The organism is Vibrio penaeicida, from assembly GCF_030689305.1.
GTDB lineage: Bacteria > Pseudomonadota > Gammaproteobacteria > Enterobacterales > Vibrionaceae > Vibrio > Vibrio penaeicida_B.
Map to the genome: position 1 here is coordinate 293,192 of NZ_JAUYVM010000007.1, position 18,882 is coordinate 312,073.

General features: G+C 46.5%; 27 protein-coding genes and 1 pseudogene. 19 read left to right on the forward strand and 9 right to left on the reverse strand.

The features are described from left to right. The first annotated feature begins 2 nt into the window (after positions 1-2). Positions 3-1,217 (forward strand): BamA/TamA family outer membrane protein, encoded by a 1,215-nt coding sequence (locus Q8W40_RS13670; RefSeq protein ID WP_305397924.1) that lies wholly within the window; start codon positions 3-5, stop codon positions 1,215-1,217. 86 nt (positions 1,218-1,303) lie between these two features. Here Q8W40_RS13670 and Q8W40_RS13675 read toward each other — a convergent pair whose 3' ends face one another. Further along, on the reverse strand, positions 1,304-1,729 hold the full coding sequence (locus Q8W40_RS13675) for a secondary thiamine-phosphate synthase enzyme YjbQ (protein ID WP_101114167.1): 426 nt from the start codon (positions 1,727-1,729) through the stop codon (positions 1,304-1,306). 284 nt (positions 1,730-2,013) lie between these two features. On the opposite strand from Q8W40_RS13675, the gene pgi reads away from it, so the two are divergent. Beyond that, positions 2,014-3,666: a glucose-6-phosphate isomerase gene (gene pgi / locus Q8W40_RS13680; RefSeq protein WP_305397926.1), complete on the forward strand. Its 1,653-nt coding sequence runs from the start codon at positions 2,014-2,016 to the stop codon at positions 3,664-3,666. A 128-nt stretch (positions 3,667-3,794) separates the two neighbouring features. Here the strand turns inward: pgi and Q8W40_RS13685 are convergent, their stop codons facing one another. From Q8W40_RS13685 to Q8W40_RS13720, 8 genes and pseudogenes are all read right to left on the reverse strand, one after another. Beyond that, complete coding sequence (locus tag Q8W40_RS13685) at positions 3,795-4,256, reverse strand: chemotaxis protein CheX (protein WP_101114171.1); 462 nt, start codon at positions 4,254-4,256, stop codon at positions 3,795-3,797. Positions 4,257-4,269: 13 nt separating this feature from the next. Beyond that, the gene (gene zur, locus Q8W40_RS13690) at positions 4,270-4,728 is read right to left on the reverse strand and encodes a zinc uptake transcriptional repressor Zur (protein WP_101114173.1); all 459 of its coding nucleotides are present in this window, start codon (positions 4,726-4,728) and stop codon (positions 4,270-4,272) included. Between the two features lie 824 nt (positions 4,729-5,552). After that, positions 5,553-5,939 (reverse strand): type II toxin-antitoxin system PemK/MazF family toxin, encoded by a 387-nt coding sequence (locus Q8W40_RS13695; protein ID WP_370693386.1) that lies wholly within the window; start codon positions 5,937-5,939, stop codon positions 5,553-5,555. Positions 5,940-6,054: 115 nt separating this feature from the next. Further along, complete coding sequence (locus Q8W40_RS13700; RefSeq protein ID WP_305397927.1) at positions 6,055-6,954, reverse strand: hypothetical protein; 900 nt, start codon at positions 6,952-6,954, stop codon at positions 6,055-6,057. A 2-nt stretch (positions 6,955-6,956) separates the two neighbouring features. Then, complete coding sequence (locus Q8W40_RS13705; protein WP_305397928.1) at positions 6,957-7,172, reverse strand: S24 family peptidase; 216 nt, start codon at positions 7,170-7,172, stop codon at positions 6,957-6,959. A 1,205-nt stretch (positions 7,173-8,377) separates the two neighbouring features. Beyond that, positions 8,378-8,755 (reverse strand): annotated as a pseudogene (locus Q8W40_RS28110) (tyrosine-type recombinase/integrase); the annotation flags it as partial. A 480-nt stretch (positions 8,756-9,235) separates the two neighbouring features. After that, positions 9,236-9,694, reverse strand: coding sequence for a hypothetical protein (locus Q8W40_RS13715; protein ID WP_101114626.1), 459 nt, complete (start codon positions 9,692-9,694; stop codon positions 9,236-9,238). 30 nt (positions 9,695-9,724) lie between these two features. Next, positions 9,725-10,330 (reverse strand): S24 family peptidase, encoded by a 606-nt coding sequence (locus Q8W40_RS13720; RefSeq protein ID WP_305397929.1) that lies wholly within the window; start codon positions 10,328-10,330, stop codon positions 9,725-9,727. A gap of 142 nt (positions 10,331-10,472) precedes the next feature. Between Q8W40_RS13720 and Q8W40_RS13725 the strand changes: the two genes are divergently transcribed. The 17 genes from Q8W40_RS13725 to Q8W40_RS13805 all read left to right on the forward strand — a co-directional run bounded on the left by Q8W40_RS13725 (position 10,473) and on the right by Q8W40_RS13805 (position 18,882). Further along, positions 10,473-10,727: a pyocin activator PrtN family protein gene (locus tag Q8W40_RS13725; RefSeq protein WP_101114628.1), complete on the forward strand. Its 255-nt coding sequence runs from the start codon at positions 10,473-10,475 to the stop codon at positions 10,725-10,727. Positions 10,728-10,736: 9 nt separating this feature from the next. Then, positions 10,737-10,922, forward strand: a complete 186-nt coding sequence (locus tag Q8W40_RS13730) for a hypothetical protein (protein ID WP_223095746.1) — start codon at positions 10,737-10,739, stop codon at positions 10,920-10,922. Between the two features lies 1 nt (position 10,923). Beyond that, entirely contained in the window at positions 10,924-11,100 is a 177-nt protein-coding gene (locus Q8W40_RS13735) for a hypothetical protein (protein ID WP_305397930.1), read from the forward strand. Further along, positions 11,097-11,285, forward strand: coding sequence for a hypothetical protein (locus Q8W40_RS13740; protein WP_305397931.1), 189 nt, complete (start codon positions 11,097-11,099; stop codon positions 11,283-11,285). Before Q8W40_RS13735 ends, Q8W40_RS13740 begins: the two co-directional genes overlap by 4 nt. Further along, positions 11,282-11,479, forward strand: a complete 198-nt coding sequence (locus Q8W40_RS13745; protein WP_305397933.1) for a hypothetical protein — start codon at positions 11,282-11,284, stop codon at positions 11,477-11,479. Before Q8W40_RS13740 ends, Q8W40_RS13745 begins: the two co-directional genes overlap by 4 nt. Further along, positions 11,479-13,314 (forward strand): replication endonuclease, encoded by a 1,836-nt coding sequence (locus Q8W40_RS13750; protein WP_305397935.1) that lies wholly within the window; start codon positions 11,479-11,481, stop codon positions 13,312-13,314. Before Q8W40_RS13745 ends, Q8W40_RS13750 begins: the two co-directional genes overlap by 1 nt. A 17-nt stretch (positions 13,315-13,331) precedes the next feature. Further along, entirely contained in the window at positions 13,332-13,667 is a 336-nt protein-coding gene (locus Q8W40_RS13755) for a hypothetical protein (RefSeq protein ID WP_305397937.1), read from the forward strand. Continuing rightward, entirely contained in the window at positions 13,660-14,175 is a 516-nt protein-coding gene (locus tag Q8W40_RS13760; RefSeq protein WP_305397939.1) for a hypothetical protein, read from the forward strand. The genes Q8W40_RS13755 and Q8W40_RS13760 overlap by 8 nt, the downstream gene beginning before the upstream one ends. Beyond that, positions 14,162-14,617 carry a hypothetical protein gene (locus Q8W40_RS13765; RefSeq protein ID WP_305397940.1) on the forward strand — a complete coding sequence of 152 codons (456 nt, stop codon included), beginning with the start codon at positions 14,162-14,164 and terminating at the stop codon, positions 14,615-14,617. Before Q8W40_RS13760 ends, Q8W40_RS13765 begins: the two co-directional genes overlap by 14 nt. Further along, positions 14,589-15,350, forward strand: coding sequence for a hypothetical protein (locus Q8W40_RS13770; protein WP_305397942.1), 762 nt, complete (start codon positions 14,589-14,591; stop codon positions 15,348-15,350). Before Q8W40_RS13765 ends, Q8W40_RS13770 begins: the two co-directional genes overlap by 29 nt. A gap of 165 nt (positions 15,351-15,515) precedes the next feature. Beyond that, positions 15,516-15,644, forward strand: a complete 129-nt coding sequence (locus Q8W40_RS13775; protein ID WP_272897868.1) for a hypothetical protein — start codon at positions 15,516-15,518, stop codon at positions 15,642-15,644. A 9-nt stretch (positions 15,645-15,653) separates the two neighbouring features. Continuing rightward, a complete protein-coding gene (locus tag Q8W40_RS13780) occupies positions 15,654-16,541 on the forward strand; it encodes a major capsid protein P2 (RefSeq protein WP_305397945.1) in 888 nt (295 codons plus the stop codon). A 9-nt stretch (positions 16,542-16,550) separates the two neighbouring features. Continuing rightward, entirely contained in the window at positions 16,551-16,814 is a 264-nt protein-coding gene (locus Q8W40_RS13785) for a hypothetical protein (RefSeq protein ID WP_101114638.1), read from the forward strand. Between the two features lie 9 nt (positions 16,815-16,823). After that, on the forward strand, positions 16,824-17,027 hold the full coding sequence (locus Q8W40_RS13790; protein WP_305397947.1) for a hypothetical protein: 204 nt from the start codon (positions 16,824-16,826) through the stop codon (positions 17,025-17,027). Between the two features lie 11 nt (positions 17,028-17,038). Further along, the gene (locus Q8W40_RS13795) at positions 17,039-17,245 is read left to right on the forward strand and encodes a hypothetical protein (protein WP_305397949.1); all 207 of its coding nucleotides are present in this window, start codon (positions 17,039-17,041) and stop codon (positions 17,243-17,245) included. Positions 17,246-17,254: 9 nt separating this feature from the next. Beyond that, positions 17,255-18,178: a hypothetical protein gene (locus Q8W40_RS13800; protein WP_305397951.1), complete on the forward strand. Its 924-nt coding sequence runs from the start codon at positions 17,255-17,257 to the stop codon at positions 18,176-18,178. 2 nt (positions 18,179-18,180) lie between these two features. Continuing rightward, positions 18,181-18,882: a hypothetical protein gene (locus tag Q8W40_RS13805; RefSeq protein WP_305397953.1), complete on the forward strand. Its 702-nt coding sequence runs from the start codon at positions 18,181-18,183 to the stop codon at positions 18,880-18,882.

Sequence of the window (18,882 nt, forward strand, 5' to 3'; positions counted from 1 at the left end):
TTATGTCAAAGCGTCTGATTATTTCAAGCCTACTTGCTTCTTCCTTCTGCGCGTCAGGTGTTGCCTCCGCCTATGAGTGGCTTCCACCTTGGATGCCAGACACCGCCGCTGTTCCTTTTGCTTTTTCATCCAGTACGCTGGGAAATACCATCGGTGTGGCGGGTCTGCTGAAAGGTCTTGGTCAACCACAAGCAGGGTTGATTGGGGCAGGGCTGATATCCGATAAAGGCAGCAACATGACCTTTATTGGCTACAACAACTTTCAAGTTGGCAACGCATGGCTACTCGGTTTTGATGCCTACAATGCCAGCTACTCTGACTACATATACCATCTAGGCAGTGCGGGCGATAACGATTCTCTGTACAGCCAGAAAACCGTCACGGATGCAAAGGAAGCGCAATACCACTTCACGATGCGCTACATCATTCCATGGGGCGCAGCTGCCTTCAAAGGAGCAAGAGCGGCGTATGAACCCAAAAGACGTATTCAAGGGGCATCTCCTGCAACCAGTGGGATTTCCACCATTAAGTTTGAGCCGTTTTTATCCGAACGCAGCTTAAGTAGCTCAAATGATTCGGCACCCGATTCGACATGGGGTGTAAACCTCGGATTTGAATGGGACAACCGTAATGACGTTCGAAACCCAAGCTTAGGGGCTAAGCTGAAATTGAACATTACTCACGCTCCCGATTCGGGTAACGACAATACATGGACCAAAGTTGAAATTGAGCAAAGCCACTACTTTAGCCTTGGCAAAGTAGACGACGTATTTTCTCGCCAAGTTTTGGCGTTTGATATGTATGTCGCCGATACTCCTACATGGAATCGCTGTGGTTCCGGAACGTGTGAGAGACCACCGGAATATGCAGGCGTTTCCTTGGGAGGCTTGTACCATCTTCGCGGTTACTCAGCGAATCGTTACCATGGCAGAAGTGCGGTGCACTACAGCTTAGAGTATCGAGTTATGCCAGAGTGGCAACCCTTACAAAGTTGGCCAATTTTTAATTGGTATGACGTGCCATGGTGGCAGTGGGTGGCTTTCGTTGATGCAGGTAGAGTAGCGGATGAATTCAGTATTCAAGAACTGCATCGCGATATGAAATACAACTTAGGCGGTGGAATTCGCTTCCAAGTAGAAGGCATTGTGGTTCGAACAGAAATGGCATTTGGTGATGAAGAAAACATGTTCCGTGTGATGATCAATCAGCCGTTTTAGACTACCGTGATGAATATGCTGAATAAGTATAAATGATATGAAGAGGTGCCGAAGTGCACCTCTTTTTAATCTGAAAAAATGGGTAACTATTCACATTGCCCTTGAAGCGTAGCAATAATTCTTCGAGCGCCACCATGATCGCGATGCTCTCCTAAGTACACTCCTTGCCAAGTACCTAACGCTAATCGCCCATTACTAATTGGAATGCTCACGCTTGAACCTAAAGTGGACGCCTTGATATGTGCAGGCATATCATCATCACCTTCATAAGTATGTAAGTAGTAAGGAGCTCGTTCCGGCACAAATTTATTAAAGTGTTGTTCCATATCAGTACGAACGGTTGGATCTGCATTTTCATTCAAAGTTAAGCTTGCGGACGTATGTTGAATAAAAAGATGTAAAAGACCTATCGAGTACTGGTCAATTTGTGGTAAATGTTGTTCAATTTCATCAGTAATAAGATGAAAGCCTCGGCGTTTTGCGGTGAGAGAAAAGGTAGTTTGATGCCACATAGGTTATGCCTTGTTGTTTCTAATCACTAATTGTTATAAACAATCGCATTAATAGTTGATTCCGATTAGGTACAATTGAGATTACGTGATAAACCTCAATGTCAGCGATAACGGGTTGCGCCATAATCCGGAATCTGAAAATTTATTACGTTTTTTTGTGTCGATTGGATATAACAAACACAAAAAGTACGATTCTTTATTTCGCTTAATCTGGAATTCACTCAGCATCATATAAATTAATCTGGCTGAAGAGAACATAATCGAACGAACATTGGACAATTACCATGTTAAAAAATATTGACCCTACCAAGACCCAAGCTTGGAATGCATTAACTGCGCACTTCGAATCGGCACAAGATATGGATCTGAAAGCCTTGTTTGCTGAAGATGCTCAACGTTTCGATAAATTATCTACACGTTTCGGATCGGATATTCTTGTCGATTACTCAAAGAACCTCATTAACGAGGAAACGCTTAAGCACCTATTTGCTTTAGCGAAAGAAACCGAATTAAAAACTGCCATTGATGCGATGTTCAGTGGCGAAGCAATAAACCAAACGGAAGATCGTGCAGTGCTTCATACGGCACTTCGTAATCGCAGTAACAAGCCAGTTTTAGTCAACGGTGAAGATGTCATGCCAGCGGTAAACGCCGTGCTGGAAAAAATGCAATCATTTACCAACCGTGTAATCGACGGTGAATGGAAAGGTTTCACAGGTAAAGCGATCACCGATATTGTAAACATCGGAATTGGTGGGTCAGATCTCGGTCCTTACATGGTGACCGAAGCGCTAGCGCCATACAAAAATCACCTGAACCTGCACTTCGTTTCTAACGTAGATGGCACGCACATCGTTGAAACGTTGAAAAAAGTGAACCCAGAGACAACCTTGTTCCTGATTGCGTCTAAAACATTTACGACGCAAGAAACCATGACAAATGCTCACACAGCGCGTGACTGGTTCCTTGAAGCTGCAAGTGATGAAGCGCACGTAGCAAAACACTTTGCCGCTCTTTCTACTAACGCAACTGCAGTATCTGAGTTTGGTATTGATACCGACAACATGTTCGAATTCTGGGATTGGGTCGGCGGTCGTTACTCACTATGGTCTGCAATTGGTTTGTCTATTGCTCTATCCGTTGGCTACGACAACTTTGTGGAGTTGCTGGATGGCGCACACGAGATGGACAACCACTTCGCAAGCACGGATCTGGAAAGCAATATCCCAGTTATCCTCGCTTTAATTGGTGTGTGGTACAACAACTTCCACGGTGCAGAGTCGGAAGCGATTTTGCCATACGATCAATACATGCATCGTTTTGCGGCATACTTCCAGCAAGGCAATATGGAATCCAACGGCAAATACGTCGATCGCGATGGCAATGCCGTGACCTATCAAACGGGTCCAGTTATCTGGGGTGAACCTGGTACCAATGGTCAGCACGCGTTTTATCAGCTCATCCACCAAGGTACAAAGTTGATCCCTTGTGATTTCATTGCTCCTGCTTTAAGCCATAATCCAGCGAGCGATCACCACCAGAAACTCATGTCTAACTTCTTTGCGCAAACTGAAGCACTTGCATTTGGTAAATCTCAAGAAGCGGTGAGAACTGAGTTTGCAAGCGCAGGTAAGAGTGAAGAAGAAGTAGCGTCGCTTGTACCATTCAAAGTATTTGAAGGTAACCGCCCTACTAACTCGATTTTGGTTAAGCAAATTACGCCGAAGACTCTGGGCAATCTGATTGCAATGTACGAGCATAAGATCTTTGCACAAGGTGTTATCTGGAATATCTTTAGCTTCGATCAGTGGGGTGTAGAGCTTGGTAAGCAGCTAGCGAATCAGATTTTGCCTGAACTGGCAGACCAATCTGAAATTAGCTCTCATGATAGTTCAACCAACGGTTTGATTAACGCGTTCAAAGCTTACAAATCTTAAGCGTATTGAAATACCGCATATGAGTTAAAAACAAAAGGTCAGCAATTGCTGACCTTTTTTCATTCCAATGACAAATAAAAAAAGCTGTCGCATTCGCAACAGCTTTTCTCTTGTTTGGCTCTATCTTCTTATTCGAAGCAGATCTCGATAAATGCGTTACCCCACTCAGAGGTAAATGGCATGATGATGATCGCGCCTTCACATTTGTGACGAATGGTGTGACCTTTACCCGAAACAACGACGGGTGTTGCCATGTCGAAGTCAAAACCACTTTCTGAAAGAATGCGTTTTGCACCACCTGTAACCATATTAGTGATTTCACCCACCATATCGGTTACTTCTTCGTTTAAACCATTCGGACGTTCGCCTAGCATGTTTTGCATGATTTCCAATGCCAGAGACTCGTCAAAAGTAATCGACATTGAACCTCGGCTTTGGTCTCCGACCATACCAATCAAACCAGACACATCACCACGAGCGATTTCATCTTTCTTAACTCGAGGTTTCTGAGGCTTTAGCTCCAGTGAAGCCATAGTTTTCAGTACATTCATTAGTGAAGCTAAAAACGGGTTTACAAATTCAGCGCGCATAACGTTCTATCTTTTATTTGTCCGTAAAGTCTGAAAAACAACTTTTGCAAGTACCGTGAGTTTCAATAACGTGATTGGTTAACTGAAACCCCTGTTTTTCACTATTTTTTGCCAACAAGGCTACAAGTTGGTCATCCTGATGTTCAGCTACATTCCCGCACTTATCGCAAATAAGCAGGTGAGAGAAATGCTTGTGAGTACCAAAAGAGCAACACGAGATAAAGCTATTCGTGGACTCAACTCGATGGATAAAACCTTGTTCCAATAAGAAATCCAACGCTCTATAGACCGTTGGCGGTTTTGCCTGAGGTTCACTTTCTTTTAGCCTATCTAACAAATCATAAGCGCTAGACGCACTTTTGCTTGCAAAAATTAGCTCGAACACTCTTTTACGCTGTGGTGTAAGCCTGACCCCACGGCTTTGGCAGATGCCTTCAATTTGTTCTAACAACGACAACTCCAATTGGCTCATCCATTTTGGTGCACATTATTAATAATATACCATTTATCTAGCAAGTTAGGCAGTAAAGGGCGTTTTTTTTAACCCTATGCAAAAGAAGCCAACCAATCAAGCGATGAATAGAATGCAAAAAACATTTTGTGATTATAAGTCACTTCCAACATCAGGAATTGTGCACACTGCAACAATGTGTCACATATTTGGCATGCATGCGGTAAGTGTCTTGAACGCGTTTCTACCAGACTTTTACCAAAAACCGCAACAACTTTATGGAGAAGTGTTAAACAAGGTGTGATTTGGCGTTAATTATGGAGTAAATCTGAATTCGTCGTCATGGTGCTTCTATATCTATGAAAACATCCAAAGCAAAGTGTATAATCCGCCAGTTTTTAAAGCCGTTCTCCTATGTATTTAACACTTATTAGGGGAGCTACTGTGAATATTGAGGTAAAACAGTGTCTAAGCCAGAGAATACAAGCGATTTCCCAATGCAGCGCTTCAGTGTTGCCCCCATGCTCGATTGGGCAGATATTGTTTTTCTATAAGGGGTAAAGTGGTTTTGGGGGGACTATAGGAGGACTAAAAATTCCTTATACCCATAAAAACAGAAACCCCCGCAAAAGCGAGGGTTCTATATCGGCAGCACCATATGGTTTGTTATCACCTTCATGGGCTGGCTGTATTCACAAGGGAGTACAGTCTCAGTGCATCTCTTTGGTGAACCAAAGGAGCGGGTACAAGTGCATATTAGATTAAGTACTAAAGCTTTTCAATATACGGACATCAAATAAATGAAACTCAATGCAATTCAATGCGACTCAATATAATTCTGAGTACTATGTTAAGTGAGGAGATAAGAATCCTAGATTTACACCATGGAGAGCACACGAGTATACTTCTGCCATAGTTTCTCTACTAAGTTTTTGAGTGAAATACTTCCTTTTACCATTTCTATCTTTACCCATTTTGACGTAGTCTAGCCTATCGCATGACAAGGTGTAGATCATATCGCCTTTTAACCAAGTTTCTTTACCTTCAAAAAATGGGTCTTTAGGAAGAAATTTATCTGGTAGCCGCATATGGCAATCTAGGTTAGGGTTTGGCTCTACTGTGCTTAGACAGACAACAGTGGCAAGTTTAGGACCATACCTAGAGGCTCTTATAACAATAACTGGTCTCCTCTTTACCATCTCAGGCTCTTTCATTCCATGAAAGTCACACATTAGAATTTGTCCAACGTAGGGGGAGTATTTTATAGCCAACTTTTCCAATTCTCCTTAATATGAGTGTGATTGGCTATATTACACAATATGCCCTTATATGACTAAATGCTTATACCTACCCAGATGAATTTAAGTATGGTATGTGTTGTACCTTCCCACTTCCTAGCGGTGAACTGTTCTTTTGACAAAGCTCTTCATGAACTACAAACCAATCAAGTGCCAAAGTTTGTTTTAACTGATCATTACAAAATAGGTCTGAGTGAAGAGATTGCTCATTGTATTTTTCCTTAAGGTAAAGTAATTGGTTATTTATTGTCTGTTCAGCTTCTCTTATTGTATCTGAGCATAATGCTCGACTTTTGAAATGCATCTGTGAAATGGCTGAAATGTAACCATCTAGCACTTTATGCAGATCTATCTTGTCTTCAAAACGGTTCAGATTTTCTTTACAGAATTTTAGTTTTTTCAGCGAGTCCCTGGGGAGCGTAATATTGAATGCAGCTGTTGGTGTGTCGCTATTTGACAGGCGTAATGATAAGTTATTAATTGGTAGCGCTTTGTGCTGAGAATGGTTACGAAGATCACAGCCAAATCGATAATATTTATCTTCGTAGTAGAATGCATCCCTGAGTTCAAGAACTGCTTTGTGCATAGATTCATCGCCTGTAATACTCATCACGTACGACTTTTTTCCTTCTGCGTAAACGTGTTTATCTAAGTAAAACTTACTAAAGTTGAGTGCATTGACAAATAATCTATTAAGTTTTCCTCTCACATGATGCATTTGTGAATAGCATACGAGTTGGTTATGATGCGCGAAGCCTCTAATATTCATCTCATATAATGCTGCTTTAGTTTCTATATAAGTTTCCACAACATTGTCATACAGCCCCTCTATCTCAAGTGCTTTTGTAAGAGCCTTTCTTGCATTAATTAGCTTGCGATATTGCTCTAGGCTAATTTCTTCGACATATTTGTTGCTTAGGTACCTTCCCTTCAAAAAGTATTTGCTCAAACTCACATCCTCTGCCCTGACCAAACCACTTCACCAATGCTCTCAAAATCTGCCTGTGCGAGTTCGTCGCGGTTTAATTCCAACGTTTGATAGGCTGGGTGATCACTTACCACTGCTATCCCGTTCTTAGATAACTGTAAGCGCTTCACTAGCAATTGCCCTTCACATCTAAATACATAAAACCCTCCTTCAATGAGTTCGTCTATTTTGTTCACCATAATAATGGATTGATTTTTGAGGGTGGGCTACTACTTACGCCTTTTACTGATATCAGAAAAATGTTCTTTTCCCTGTTCGTAAACCCATTTCATGATCATCAAGCTGCGAAACATAACACGGCACAAAACTCTGGCAACTATCAAACGGATTGAACAGGACGCAACAACGCCACCAAGCAGGACGAAATCAGTCTAAATAACCATGGTTGAAAAGATTAGCGCCTGCTTATCTTAACCACCTTACCTGTGATTTCAAACATGTGGCTCAAGCCCACTGAATTGCTGATCTTGTTTATGCTCTGGCAGAACATCAAGAACACGCGAAACATTCTGGATAGACTGGTTGAGAAAGTGGGCAAGCTAGAACTTAAATTGCATTCAGAGCGGAATTTGAGACAAAATAGTTTCAAGTTTGTCTCCGTTTTATTGTTGTCAACTGCTTACCCACAAGGGTATAAAGATTTGATGTAGATTAGTGATTTTATTATGAACGCTAACTGACGAAAAAACGCTTCAGAGAATGAAAAGGGGCTGAAAGTCTCTTTTTTTGTATTTAGAAACTACAATCTATAAATATACATATTTCTTAAGAAAGTACCGCATAGCAAAGGGTTGTATGAGCTTTTACACTATTTCTGGAGGCGTGCATTTTTTCCTAAAGATCAAGAAAAATATTTTTCTTCTGTTCATAATTAAAACACACTGAAATAGTAGTTTTTTTACAATTAATATCTACCTATAGCTATGGGTTAGTGTCTACTAACTGTTTTTTTTATTCCCTCAACTTATCCACAAGTCTTTCAACTTATCCAACTTGAAAACGTTTAACTTCATATATATCTTGATTACATTGTTTAAGGCTTGAGCCATAAACAAAAAAAGCCCACCAATAATTTGGCAGGCTTAGATGAACATTTGCCAAACATCATGTGGCGGCCACCACATAGAGTTCGTGCAACGTGTCCTAAGAAAATAGGTAACGTTATTATTATTCTAGGACACTTAAAGAACTCTTGGCAAGTATATTAACTCAACATAGATGGTGATATATGCCTAAAGATAGATTTAAGTTTATGATAAAAAAGACATTTAAGGGAGTGTTGAATGCAATCTCTAACTCCCCAGCTAGTTTAGCGGTACTGATTCGTATTTCAGGGCTGATTTACGATTGGTTTAATGACGCTTAGACTCAAAAGAAGGGCTCTTCACAGAGCCCTTTCATGTAACTTATGTGGGAATAGCTGAGTATATACCTGCCAAAGTACATTCAAGTTTCTGTGTCCGGTAACCTGAGCTACCTCTTCTATAGAGTAACCTTTCTCAAATAATCGACTCGCACCCTCTCGCCTTAAGTCGTGATAGCGCAAATCCTCGATACCAAGAGAGTTTCTAATTCGCTTAAAGCTAGCTGTTACGCTTCGCGAGCTGTATGGAAAAATCAGCGTATTGTAAGTTGGCTGCCTTTTGACAATATCGACTGATTCACCAAGCAGTGGCACGATCATATGATTGCCTTCTTTCTTGCGTGGGTCTTTTCTATCTCTAACGGTGATCGCTTTATGTTCTTCGTGTAGGTCTTCCCAGAGATCTCTGTCATCTATAAACTTGTCTGACAGTACCCTAGGGGGACTGCTTTGGTTCTGAGTACCCCTTGAATTTCAAGCTCTTGAACTCGGGTCTTTCCATGCGTTCTAGCGAGTTCCTTTTTTCTGAAAGTTTTCGATTCACAGTGTATAATCCGTCCTCCTTTTTTGACGAAGATGTCACTGTGAACCTGAGTTCGCCACTTTTTGGTGTGCATTTTCTTCTGCAAAAGATGCCAACTGTCCTACTCCTTGAGGGGTTCTCCTAGGGGGACGAAAGTACGAATTCGACAAGAAGTAAGTGATTCTACGTAAGATCGAGACAAGTAAAAAATAGAGGTAAAACAGTGTCTAAGCCAGAGAATACAAGCGATTTCCCAATGCAGCGTTTTAGTGTTGCGCCTATGCTCGATGGGACTCACTATTAAGGTTCTATAAGGCTTGATAGTGAGTCATACGTACTATATCCGTATTTCGTTACTACGAAGCCACACAAGTTGCCATTACGGCACTATTATCTGTATTGACTAGTTCTACTTGAAATACAAAATTTTTGTAAAGAGAATCATACTGCTCTGCCGATAGATTTGGCCATATCCCCTTTATAAAAGTTGAACTAACGAAGCGCTGTTTGAATGATGCTGCAAAGTTATTACAGTCAGCTGGGTCTATGTACTTTCCTCTAGCTTCAAAACTAAATTTAAAACCAATACCCCCTTCTAGGCTTGTGCTAGCAACTTCCTTAAAACTGTATTTACTTCCTTTAAGCTTTTCACCTTTAAGCATTTTATCGAGTTCTAATGCTGTAATATCTGTGTATATACGACCCATATCATATTGGGTTGCTGGCATCGAATTTAGCTCTTCCCATATATTCGCATGAGTTAAAATTGGCGTGCATGCCAAAAGAGTAATACCTAGCCTTAGACGTTTTTTCATTAATTTATCCTTTATAGTTTTATTGAATAGTTAAAGCTTTCCACCGCCCCAAACAGCTTGTCCAAGGATTTCAAAATCAATTGATTCAATTTCCTTGTGCGTTAGCTCCCAAGGTTCGTAAAACTGTTCATTGTCGCTTTTGAATATAATTCGAGTTGGCTGAAACTGGAGACGTTTCACCATTACTTGCCCATTAACTCTGAAGACATAGATTCCATCACCACTGAAATCCTGTACACGCTTAACCATCATCATGGATCCATCTTTTAAAGTCGGATACATAGAGTCGCCCTTAGCTCTCATCAAAAATACTTCACTTGGGTTTACGTGCAGTTCGTCTCGCAGGTAACGCTCAGCAAAGCTCATGTCCTTAGCTATTTCAATTTCTACCAACGCCCCATTACCAGCACTCGCTTCCACATCGTAGTAAGTCAACCTAATCATTTCCGATGATTCAGAACTCAAGTTTTGTGACACAAGTCTCGCTTTTATAAATACATCATCAGGGATGTTTCCCCGTGTTCTCCAGTTTTGAATTGAGTTTGGATTTATACCCAAAGCCTTTGCCAGATCTGTATTTTTCGCTGTTTTGGTTAACAGTTTTAACTCATTAATTTTCTCATCAATCACGCTCATTGAAGTTCTCCGAAGTATTTTTTAGGTTGAGACTTATTTATAGATTGTTATTATCTCTCAAAGTGAATCATGAAGTTAATTGAGGTTGATTCGAGTTTATTTAAATGGGGTTGAATAGCTCCAAGAGTCTCATAGGTGATATATGAATACAACATTTGCACTTCTCGCACGCTTCGGAAGTCCCACAATTGAACTGAAACAGGTATGCAAAGAGTTTTTTGGGATCACTCCTAAAACGGCAGAGCAGAAAGCTAAAGCATGTGATTTTCCTGTACCAACTTTCAAATTGCGTGAATCTGAACGCAGCCCAACGCTTATGAAAGTTGAAGATTTGGCGGCTTATATCGATGAAAGATACGAGCAAGCCAAGAATGAATGGCAATCGGTAAATGGTTGAGGTGGCTAAATGAATACTCCAATACACGCAATCAACATTGATTTCTCTCACTCCAGTGAAGCAAAAGAACTGTCCCAGATTGTAAAAGGGCGCTTGTCATGGTTAAGCCCTTCCTCTCCTGAGTTTGAGTTTCTGCACCCGATATATAAGCAGTTGCAAGACGCTGCCGAATTGCTGGAAAGCTTGGAGGTATAGGATGCCAACGACAAAAGGACTCGAAACACTAGAACGCTTAAAAGCGGAACATTTCCCACAAGGGTTTCGTTCAAAGCGCCAAGGCGGCAAAGATTACCGTTTTAGCCGCAAAGGTCAGGCGGAGTTTAAGCGCGCTGCCCAACTTCAAGCCATCAAACACCGTGAGGTGATTTCATGAGTATTGACGCTTTGGGACTGTTCTTGATTGGCATGTTCTGTTTCTTCATGGGCAGAGATTACAACCCGAGAGCGTTTGAATTTACGCTCAAAGATACAGGCGTGATGATGCTGGCGGTTTGGGCAATCATTGGATGCATGGGTTTTATTTTCGACTGGATCCATGTGGGAGGTGTTCAGCCATGAGCACTTACATCAAAGTGCATTCCATTGGTCAATGTAAGCAATGCGCCAGTGATTCCGCTTTCTGTGAATCAACCTTAGACGATGAGCCGCAATACTTTGTTGTGTGTGCCGATTGCGGTTATGAAGGGGAGGAGTGCATCAGCGCCCCCGCTGCCATTGACGCATGGAACCGCTCATGCGGTGAGGTTGGTTAATGCAAACCGTCTTTTCCCGCAAATTCATGCCGCGTTTACCTCGCATTGTCCAAGACGATGTGAGGTTTCAGGTGTCTTGCCGAAAGCGCCGCACCAACGCCACCCAAGAAAACATAGAGCGTTTCACTAACGACGCGGTGAAACATGGGCTCAAGTGGTCAAAGTACATTGAGGACAAATACCATTTCGTTGATGAGCGTACCAGCGCCCCCGAAAGGCAACGCTTTCACAGCAGTGCGCGTGGCACGGTTGAGCTCAATCACAGCGTATTGATGTGTGATGAAGCGTTAGAGCATCTCGCCTCTAACCTCACTGAAATGTTTACCCGATTGATTCAAATGCTTGAGATTGAAGAGGGCGAGCAGGGCTATCTCAATGCGCTTAGAGCTGCGTTCGTTGGTATCCGCCAAGACATGCGCCGCGTGTACATCAAGCCGCCTGCCATCAAGAAGAAACACGACACGATCGAAGACGCGGAGCGCGAGCTAGAGCGCGCCATTCGTCGCTGTCTGGACATCAATTATCTGGTGCGAAAGTTCAAATTCTTGCGAACGCAATACATCGAATATTCACAAATTGCTTTGGGGCGCGTGGGCGGGGGCAAAGGTCAGCGCAAATACGTGTCGGCTCGCTCTTATGCCCGCTGGGAAAAGAAGCAAATCGAAGCAGAGCAATTTGTGAATTCCATGGTGGTATTGAGCGACGACACGGGGCAATCCTTCGACCTTTCTGAGGTTGTCAAACGCACCACCGCCAACCCTGAAAACCGCCGCATTGAGTTGGTGGTTCGAAGCCGAGGCGACGAAGAGCGCGCCGTTGAAATGGGCTACGAGGGGGTGTTTGTGAATTGGACACTGCCGAGTAAGTACCATCGCAATTCGGTGAAGTGGATGGGCTGCACTCCCAAAGAAGCGCACGAAGTGCTAATGGAAAAGTGGAAGCTGGCACGCGCTTGGTTCAAAAAGAAAAAAATCAATATTCAATGGTTTGGTCTGCGCGTGGCAGAGCCGCACAAGGACGGCACGCCCCACGCTCATATGTTTTTGTATGTGCGCCCTGACCAAAAGCAAACCCTCATTGACATCATTGAGGGCATTGCGACTCATGAAGACAAAGACGAGCTAATCATTGATGGCAAGCTCGATATTACGCCGCGCATCACCATCAAAAATTGCGATCCCTCCCAAGGCACCGCCACGGGCTACATCATCAAATACATTTCCAAGAACATTAACGGGGCGCACATGCCCGAAGGGGACGCCAAGCAAAGCGCCATGTCGGCGACGGCATGGGCGCGCATTCACCGCATTAAACAGTTCTCACAATCTGGCGCGCCATCTGTGGGGCTATGGCGTCAATTGCGCCGCGCTAACCCGCTGGATACAGCGTTTGATGAAGAGCTCGACGCCCTTCGAGACCACGCCGATAACTCCCGCTGGAAAGGCTTTTGCGAATTGGGCTTTAAAGCCAAGCTCGCTTACGAAGAAAAATTCAACGATTACGGTGACACGGTGAAACGCGTCATCGGCATCAATTGGCTTGGCACCATTATCGAAACGTGCAGCGAGCAATTCAGCCTCGTGAGGAAAAAGGACGTGAAGCGCCGCGCTTTGGCTCTTAAAGAGGGCGGAGCCCTTCCTTGGAGCACTGAAAATAAGTGTAACCAAGAGGCTGAAAAGCCGATTTCACCATTAGAACAGGCATTAATGGACGCGACCGGATGGAGCGTTAAAGGCGTGCAATGCCTGATTAAACCCCTCTCTCTTGGGGCAAGTGTCCCCATCGACAAATACACCCGTTTCCAATTGCGAAACGGACGACTGACCACCTCATAACCAGACGGATAACGAACATGAAAACACTTTCTCTTGCTGAATGTACCCGTGACTTGAATGCCCTTGATGCGGCGGACGCGTTGACCGCGAGCGTAAAAGGCGAAATCGACCGCTTTCGCGGCATGGACATGAAAGGGCTGATGAAACAAGCCATGCCCATGCTGATGAGCGGCAATCTCTCGCTCGAAGCCTTGGGGCTGTCACCGACGTTCTTTGAACAGCTTGAACAGTTAGAGCGCATCAACGGCGTGGCGCGCACCAAATTACGCGCCCGCGTCACCGCCGATAAACACGAACTGGAAAGCGTTGAAGAGGCGCACATTATCGACGCACAGGAGCACATGAATGCCTAAATACGACAACCCCGTTCGGGGAAAACTGCGGTGTCCGGTCTGCCAGTCTGTGGCGACCGCGCACCAATGCGGAGAAGGTCAGCTCATCGCGACCGGAGAGCCGCCCAAAAACAGCCGCAACATTGGTTTGCTTTACTACCGCTGCCCTGAATGCGGCAACAGTCCAATCAGCAAAAAGGTGAGTGAATACGTGGAAACGCATCGAGTGGACGAATCAACCGACTTGCTGCCGCTGGAAGCCGCGCCGGAGCAGGTGCGCCAGTTTGACGAGATAACCGAGCCGGATAAACCGAACGTAACCGAACCCGCGGGCGAGCTTGAAGCCAGTCAGGACAAGGCTTTAAACCGAGAAACCAATGAAAGCGCACCACCGCCTAAGCCCGCCTCATTTCCCGTTAAGCGTGTGTTGGCGGGGCTGGGCGTGTTGATTTTCATGGTGTGGGCGCTGTGTCAGTTGATGCCCAAAAAAGACAACGCATCACAAGGGGGTGAGCATGAGCCAACCTGATGGCGACTTACTGCCCGCGCAAAGTGATGACGATTGGGGCGATTTCTCCGGCGTCATTCGCCAATTAGAGCAAGAAGAGCACGCACCGCAAACCGAAGTCAGCGGGCCAGAAAAGTCCGCGCCAGAGGTAGACAAAACCGAGGCGGGGGCGGCATTGGCAGAGGCGGCGCTCACGGTGATAGAGCAAGTCACTAGCGTGATAACGGGGCTCGATTTTGAATTTGATGCCAAGGGGCGCGAATCGGTGGCGACCGCCGTCGGGCCGGTACTCAATAAGCACGATGGTGCCGTATCGGGATTGATGGGGCGTTACCTTGAAGAAGGGACGCTGATTTTGGCGCTCATTGGTCTGATGTACACCACGCGGTTCAATCTGAAAAAACTCAAAGCTGAACAATCGAAAAAGGAGAAGCATGAAAACGCCCCCGCTCACGCTGCCTAACCCCATTAACTCCAACCCGTCACACGACGCCGAGCACACCATTTATGTGGCGGGGACAGGCGGCGGGAAAACCTCCGCCGTCAAGCATATGGGACTGGTGCCGAAAACCGCGCAAGCGGTGTTTTTCGACCCGTACCACAATTACTCAGGGGCAAAGTTTCAAGGGCAAATGTGTCACGGCACCTCATCACGTGCCGCGTTCATTAAGTCCTTGGTGCTGGCGCGCCGTCGCCGTGGCTCGTTTAAGTTGGCGTATGTCCCCGCTCATGGTGCCACGAACGACGAGCTGGAATTTTTCTCGTCGGTGGTGTGGTCGCTGGGCAATGGCAACGCCCCCCAACTGCACGTCGTGATAGAAGAGCTGGCGTCGTGTGTGGAAACCAGCGGCAAACTCAAAGGACGGGCGGGCGAGCTGCTGCGCGGCGGTCGTCAATATGGGCTGGTCATTCATACGGTGTTTCAGCGGGGGCAAGAGGTGCCTAAAACCGTCACTGAGCAATCAAGTGTGTGGTGGTGCGGCGCGGTCAACACCAAATCAGACGCGCAGTGGCTTGCGGACAAACGCGGGTTAGACGTGAACGTGATTGCGGGGCTCAAATCCGCCAAGGTCAACAAGAAGGAAATCGGCAAACCGATTGCTGAATACCTGTTGGTGAGAGACGGCATTGGTAACGTCGAACATCGAGCGTTTCACTGCGTGACAGGCGCAAAACTGTCATTGAATTATCGTTAAATCCCTTCGCTTTAACCTATAGGTTACCCGCTTAACCTATAGGTTCCTCCGCCTTTTTTCTGCCGCTTCTTCCTTTTATGGTTTGCCCCTCGAAACCCTGACAGTTAAGGGCTTTCTATGCACACCCTGTTATTTAATCTGCTTATGTCTAAAGGAATATCCGCTATGCCGAAACTTTCTAAATCGCAATGGACAACCGTCGGCGTTGCCGTCGTGATGGTGCTTATCCTGATGTGGTCAATGAACAACGTGAACGCCGTGAAAGACGTCGCTCGTAAAGCCAACATTAAGTAAGGGGGCGGTATGAACGCAAACAAAAACAGCGCGGTGATTGGGCAAGTAAAAGGCGCATTTAACCCTACGCCAAAAGAGCTCGATCCATTTCGCGCTATCCAGTACGGCAAGCACGCAATTCTGGATTTGAAAGACTTAGTGTCGTACGCCTCCATTGAAATCAAAACCGATTTGCCTATCGGGCGACTGGGGCGCGTGTCACTTGAGCGCAACGGCTCCGAGCTGATTGGTTGGGACGCAAAGCTGTTCCACGTTCGTGACAAGTACCTTGATAAGCCCGTGCAGCAAAAAGGCGTCGGCGGGGCAACGCACACCCGCCTGATTCTGGATTTCTCCGATGAAACCATGCGAACGCTAACGGGCATTCGCCGCGGCGAGCTGGTGCATTTGGCCGGTGAACAACTGGTGTTAAAAGTCGCCATTAAGCAAAAGCAAACCAATGACCCCACGTCACCGGAATTCACCGCCCGCGCTCGTACTCTGCCGTATCAAGCGGTGCGCTTCTTCCAGCAGCGTTTAACTGAGGTCGTGATTGACCACACGTTGGCGGGCGAGCAAAAGCACACCTTCCCACTGCAAGGGGGCAACGTGCGGTTGCGCCGTTTGTTCCTTGAAACGGAAAACAACGACATCACCAAGGTGGAAATCCGCCGCGATAACACACCTATCTATGAAATCAACGTGGACGATTTGAATTTCGACTTGAAGCGTTACCACGACAAGCAGCACACCGACGATTTCGTGATTATGGATTTCATCGCGGGCGGTTGGGCGGCGGAGCAAGCCTTTATTCCGATTGCCGCCAGCAGTTTGCAACTGGTCATCACCAAGCGCACCGCGGGCAACATCAACCTTCATATGGACTATCTGGATATCGAACGCCAAGTGTCCGCATAAGGGGGCGGTATGGAAGAAAACGAAAGCTTGAGCGAATGGAGCTGGGATTTGTTGAATTTGGCCACCGACGCCTATGTGGAGGTGGAAAAAGCCAAAGCGGGGGGCGTGGTGAACCGCGTCACCAACGAAAACAACACCCTGCAAGACCAACTGAAAACGCAAAAAGCGGTCACCGCTGCGACCAGCGCCAAAAGTGATGAGCAAAAGAAATGGCTCATCTATGGCGGGGTGGGGCTGTTGGTGTTGGTCGTGTTGCTCATCGCCTTGAAATAAGGAAAAGACATGTTACCGATAATTCTAGCGATTGGCGCGGCGGGTGCGGCGTGGGGCGCGACCACCTACACCGCCGAGAGCGTGGCAGAAGCCAGCGCCACTGATGTGGTGGTCAGTAAGGTGGAAAACCTGACCACGCCCATTTGGCAACGTTACGGGCTCATTCTCGTGGTGGTGCTGCTCTTCATTGCGTGGCGTCGGGGGTGGGTATGATGCCGCCGAAAATGCCGAGCTCTCCGATGCCGAGCTTGCCAGGGCTGGGCAGCTTGGGCATCAAATCGAGTTCATCCGCTTCTAACGGCCCCTTTTCTGGGGGCGGTGCCAATCTGGGCAAAGTGGTGTTCGATAACAGGCAAGGCGCGGCGAGCACCAACTATTGGTTGATAGGGCTGGCGGTGCTCGCGCTGTTGCTGCTTATCAAATTCAAATAGGGGCAGAGTATGGGACTTTTTGGCGGAGGAAATTCTAGCTCCAGTCAGGTCAATCACACGACCACCAACAGCACCAACATCAACAACGTGCTCGACGGCGGCGTGTTTCGGTTTGCTGAACAGGTCACCGACGAGGCGTTTGATTCTATTAACGATTCAACGCGGGCGTTGCTGGACGCCAATGAATCGACCACAGAGCGGGCGCTCAATTCGGTCGATGACATGGGCGAGCGCGCCTTTGATTTCAGTGAATCGGCGTTGGACGCCGTGAGCTTGAACGCCGAACGCGCCGTGGATACAGCAACCGAAGCAATCGAGCGCATTACTGACCTCTCCGAGCAAGCGGGCAGTAATGCCACTCAATCAATTGGGGACGCGATCGATTTTGCCAGCAGCAACAGCGAAGAGGCGTTTGATGTGGTGAGCCAAACCGCCGCCACGGCACTGGAAAATGGCAATGAATTGACCACCACCGCACTGGCAACCAACGAACGTTTGTTAGAACAGGCGTTAAGCGGGCAACAAAGCACGGCGCAAGACGCGTTAGACGCGAACAACAGTCTCGCAATGGAAGCGCTAAGGCTGAACGCGCAAGGGGCGGAGTTTAACGTTGAAACCAATCAAGCGGTATTAGAGCGCGCGCTCAACAGTACGGATAAGGCGCTGGATTCGGCGTTGGCGTACGGGGGCAACCTATCACGGGAAGCCATCGACTCGCTGAAAACCCAAAACAACGCCTCGCTCAATTCGTTAAGCCAGTTGCAAGCGACCAGCGCCAGCAATGAGTTTCGTTTGTTGGAGGGCATCACCAGTCTGGTGAAGTCCAACAACACGGGCGGGCAATCGGACTTAATTGACGCCAACAAAGAGACTTACCTTGCCATGGCGGCGGTGGTCTGTCTTTTGGCGATTCTGTTTATGTTTAAGGGGTAATCATGCGTATTGAACGCCATTTAGACGAGCATCAACGCGTGACGGTCGACGCGGCGGGTACGTCGTTGTATCTGGAAAAAGGCGAGGCGGTGGAAGTGACAACCGTCCCGACGGGGCGCGTGTACGAACTGCGCGAGCGTGACCAAATCACGTTGCCTCATGGGGAGAGCTTCACCGCGCTCAATATCACCAACCTTGGCCGGCAAGGGGACGTGTCGTTGGTTCACGTGCACGGTATTTACCAACCGTCCATTGATGGTTCAAAGCTGGAAATTGAATCCAGTCTCACGGTGAAAGACGTCCTTGTGGAGTTTTTGGGACGTCAACCTGTGGCGCTGCCTTCTGACCAGCACGTGAACGCCAGTATCAAGAACTTGCCCGACGTGCAAAAGGTGGAGCTCACCAACCCAACCCCGCCGCCGGACATTCAAAAGGTCAACGTGGTGGCGCAAAGTCGCGACGATTTAACGCTTGTGCCGTTTGATGCCATGACGCAAAGCGGCACCATCACGGGCAACATTCGCCGTGAAGAGCTCATCATTCGCGCCGCGGATGCGAATCCCGCCACCATCTGGATTGGGGGCTTTGAAAACAAAGGCTACCCACTGCGGGCGGGCGAAGGGTGGGTATTGTCCAACGGGGCAAAGTTGGATGTCCTTATACCTACGGACTGCGTGCTTTACGTAACGGAGGTAACGGCATGA

Coding starts and splice junctions, on each gene's coding strand:
- Q8W40_RS13765 (WP_305397940.1), top strand. CDS start 14,162: ATGAGCCAACCTGATGGCGACTTACTGCCCGCGCAAAGTGATGACGAT.
- Q8W40_RS13695 (WP_370693386.1), bottom strand. CDS start 5,939: ATGTGTGACTTTCATGGAATGAAAGAGCCTGAGATGGTAAAGAGGAGA.
- Q8W40_RS13790 (WP_305397947.1), top strand. CDS start 16,824: ATGTTACCGATAATTCTAGCGATTGGCGCGGCGGGTGCGGCGTGGGGC.
- Q8W40_RS13740 (WP_305397931.1), top strand. CDS start 11,097: ATGAGTATTGACGCTTTGGGACTGTTCTTGATTGGCATGTTCTGTTTC.
- Q8W40_RS13670 (WP_305397924.1), top strand. CDS start 3: ATGTCAAAGCGTCTGATTATTTCAAGCCTACTTGCTTCTTCCTTCTGC.
- Q8W40_RS13785 (WP_101114638.1), top strand. CDS start 16,551: ATGGAAGAAAACGAAAGCTTGAGCGAATGGAGCTGGGATTTGTTGAAT.
- Q8W40_RS13720 (WP_305397929.1), bottom strand. CDS start 10,330: ATGAGCGTGATTGATGAGAAAATTAATGAGTTAAAACTGTTAACCAAA.
- pgi (WP_305397926.1), top strand. CDS start 2,014: ATGTTAAAAAATATTGACCCTACCAAGACCCAAGCTTGGAATGCATTA.
- Q8W40_RS13725 (WP_101114628.1), top strand. CDS start 10,473: ATGAATACAACATTTGCACTTCTCGCACGCTTCGGAAGTCCCACAATT.
- Q8W40_RS13775 (WP_272897868.1), top strand. CDS start 15,516: ATGCCGAAACTTTCTAAATCGCAATGGACAACCGTCGGCGTTGCCGTC.
- Q8W40_RS13755 (WP_305397937.1), top strand. CDS start 13,332: ATGAAAACACTTTCTCTTGCTGAATGTACCCGTGACTTGAATGCCCTT.
- Q8W40_RS13800 (WP_305397951.1), top strand. CDS start 17,255: ATGGGACTTTTTGGCGGAGGAAATTCTAGCTCCAGTCAGGTCAATCAC.
- Q8W40_RS13685 (WP_101114171.1), bottom strand. CDS start 4,256: ATGCGCGCTGAATTTGTAAACCCGTTTTTAGCTTCACTAATGAATGTA.
- Q8W40_RS13735 (WP_305397930.1), top strand. CDS start 10,924: ATGCCAACGACAAAAGGACTCGAAACACTAGAACGCTTAAAAGCGGAA.
- Q8W40_RS13675 (WP_101114167.1), bottom strand. CDS start 1,729: ATGTGGCATCAAACTACCTTTTCTCTCACCGCAAAACGCCGAGGCTTT.
- Q8W40_RS13770 (WP_305397942.1), top strand. CDS start 14,589: ATGAAAACGCCCCCGCTCACGCTGCCTAACCCCATTAACTCCAACCCG.
- Q8W40_RS13760 (WP_305397939.1), top strand. CDS start 13,660: ATGCCTAAATACGACAACCCCGTTCGGGGAAAACTGCGGTGTCCGGTC.
- zur (WP_101114173.1), bottom strand. CDS start 4,728: ATGAGCCAATTGGAGTTGTCGTTGTTAGAACAAATTGAAGGCATCTGC.
- Q8W40_RS13715 (WP_101114626.1), bottom strand. CDS start 9,694: ATGAAAAAACGTCTAAGGCTAGGTATTACTCTTTTGGCATGCACGCCA.
- Q8W40_RS13750 (WP_305397935.1), top strand. CDS start 11,479: ATGCAAACCGTCTTTTCCCGCAAATTCATGCCGCGTTTACCTCGCATT.
- Q8W40_RS13795 (WP_305397949.1), top strand. CDS start 17,039: ATGCCGAGCTCTCCGATGCCGAGCTTGCCAGGGCTGGGCAGCTTGGGC.
- Q8W40_RS13705 (WP_305397928.1), bottom strand. CDS start 7,172: ATGGTGAACAAAATAGACGAACTCATTGAAGGAGGGTTTTATGTATTT.
- Q8W40_RS13780 (WP_305397945.1), top strand. CDS start 15,654: ATGAACGCAAACAAAAACAGCGCGGTGATTGGGCAAGTAAAAGGCGCA.
- Q8W40_RS13730 (WP_223095746.1), top strand. CDS start 10,737: ATGAATACTCCAATACACGCAATCAACATTGATTTCTCTCACTCCAGT.
- Q8W40_RS13805 (WP_305397953.1), top strand. CDS start 18,181: ATGCGTATTGAACGCCATTTAGACGAGCATCAACGCGTGACGGTCGAC.
- Q8W40_RS13745 (WP_305397933.1), top strand. CDS start 11,282: ATGAGCACTTACATCAAAGTGCATTCCATTGGTCAATGTAAGCAATGC.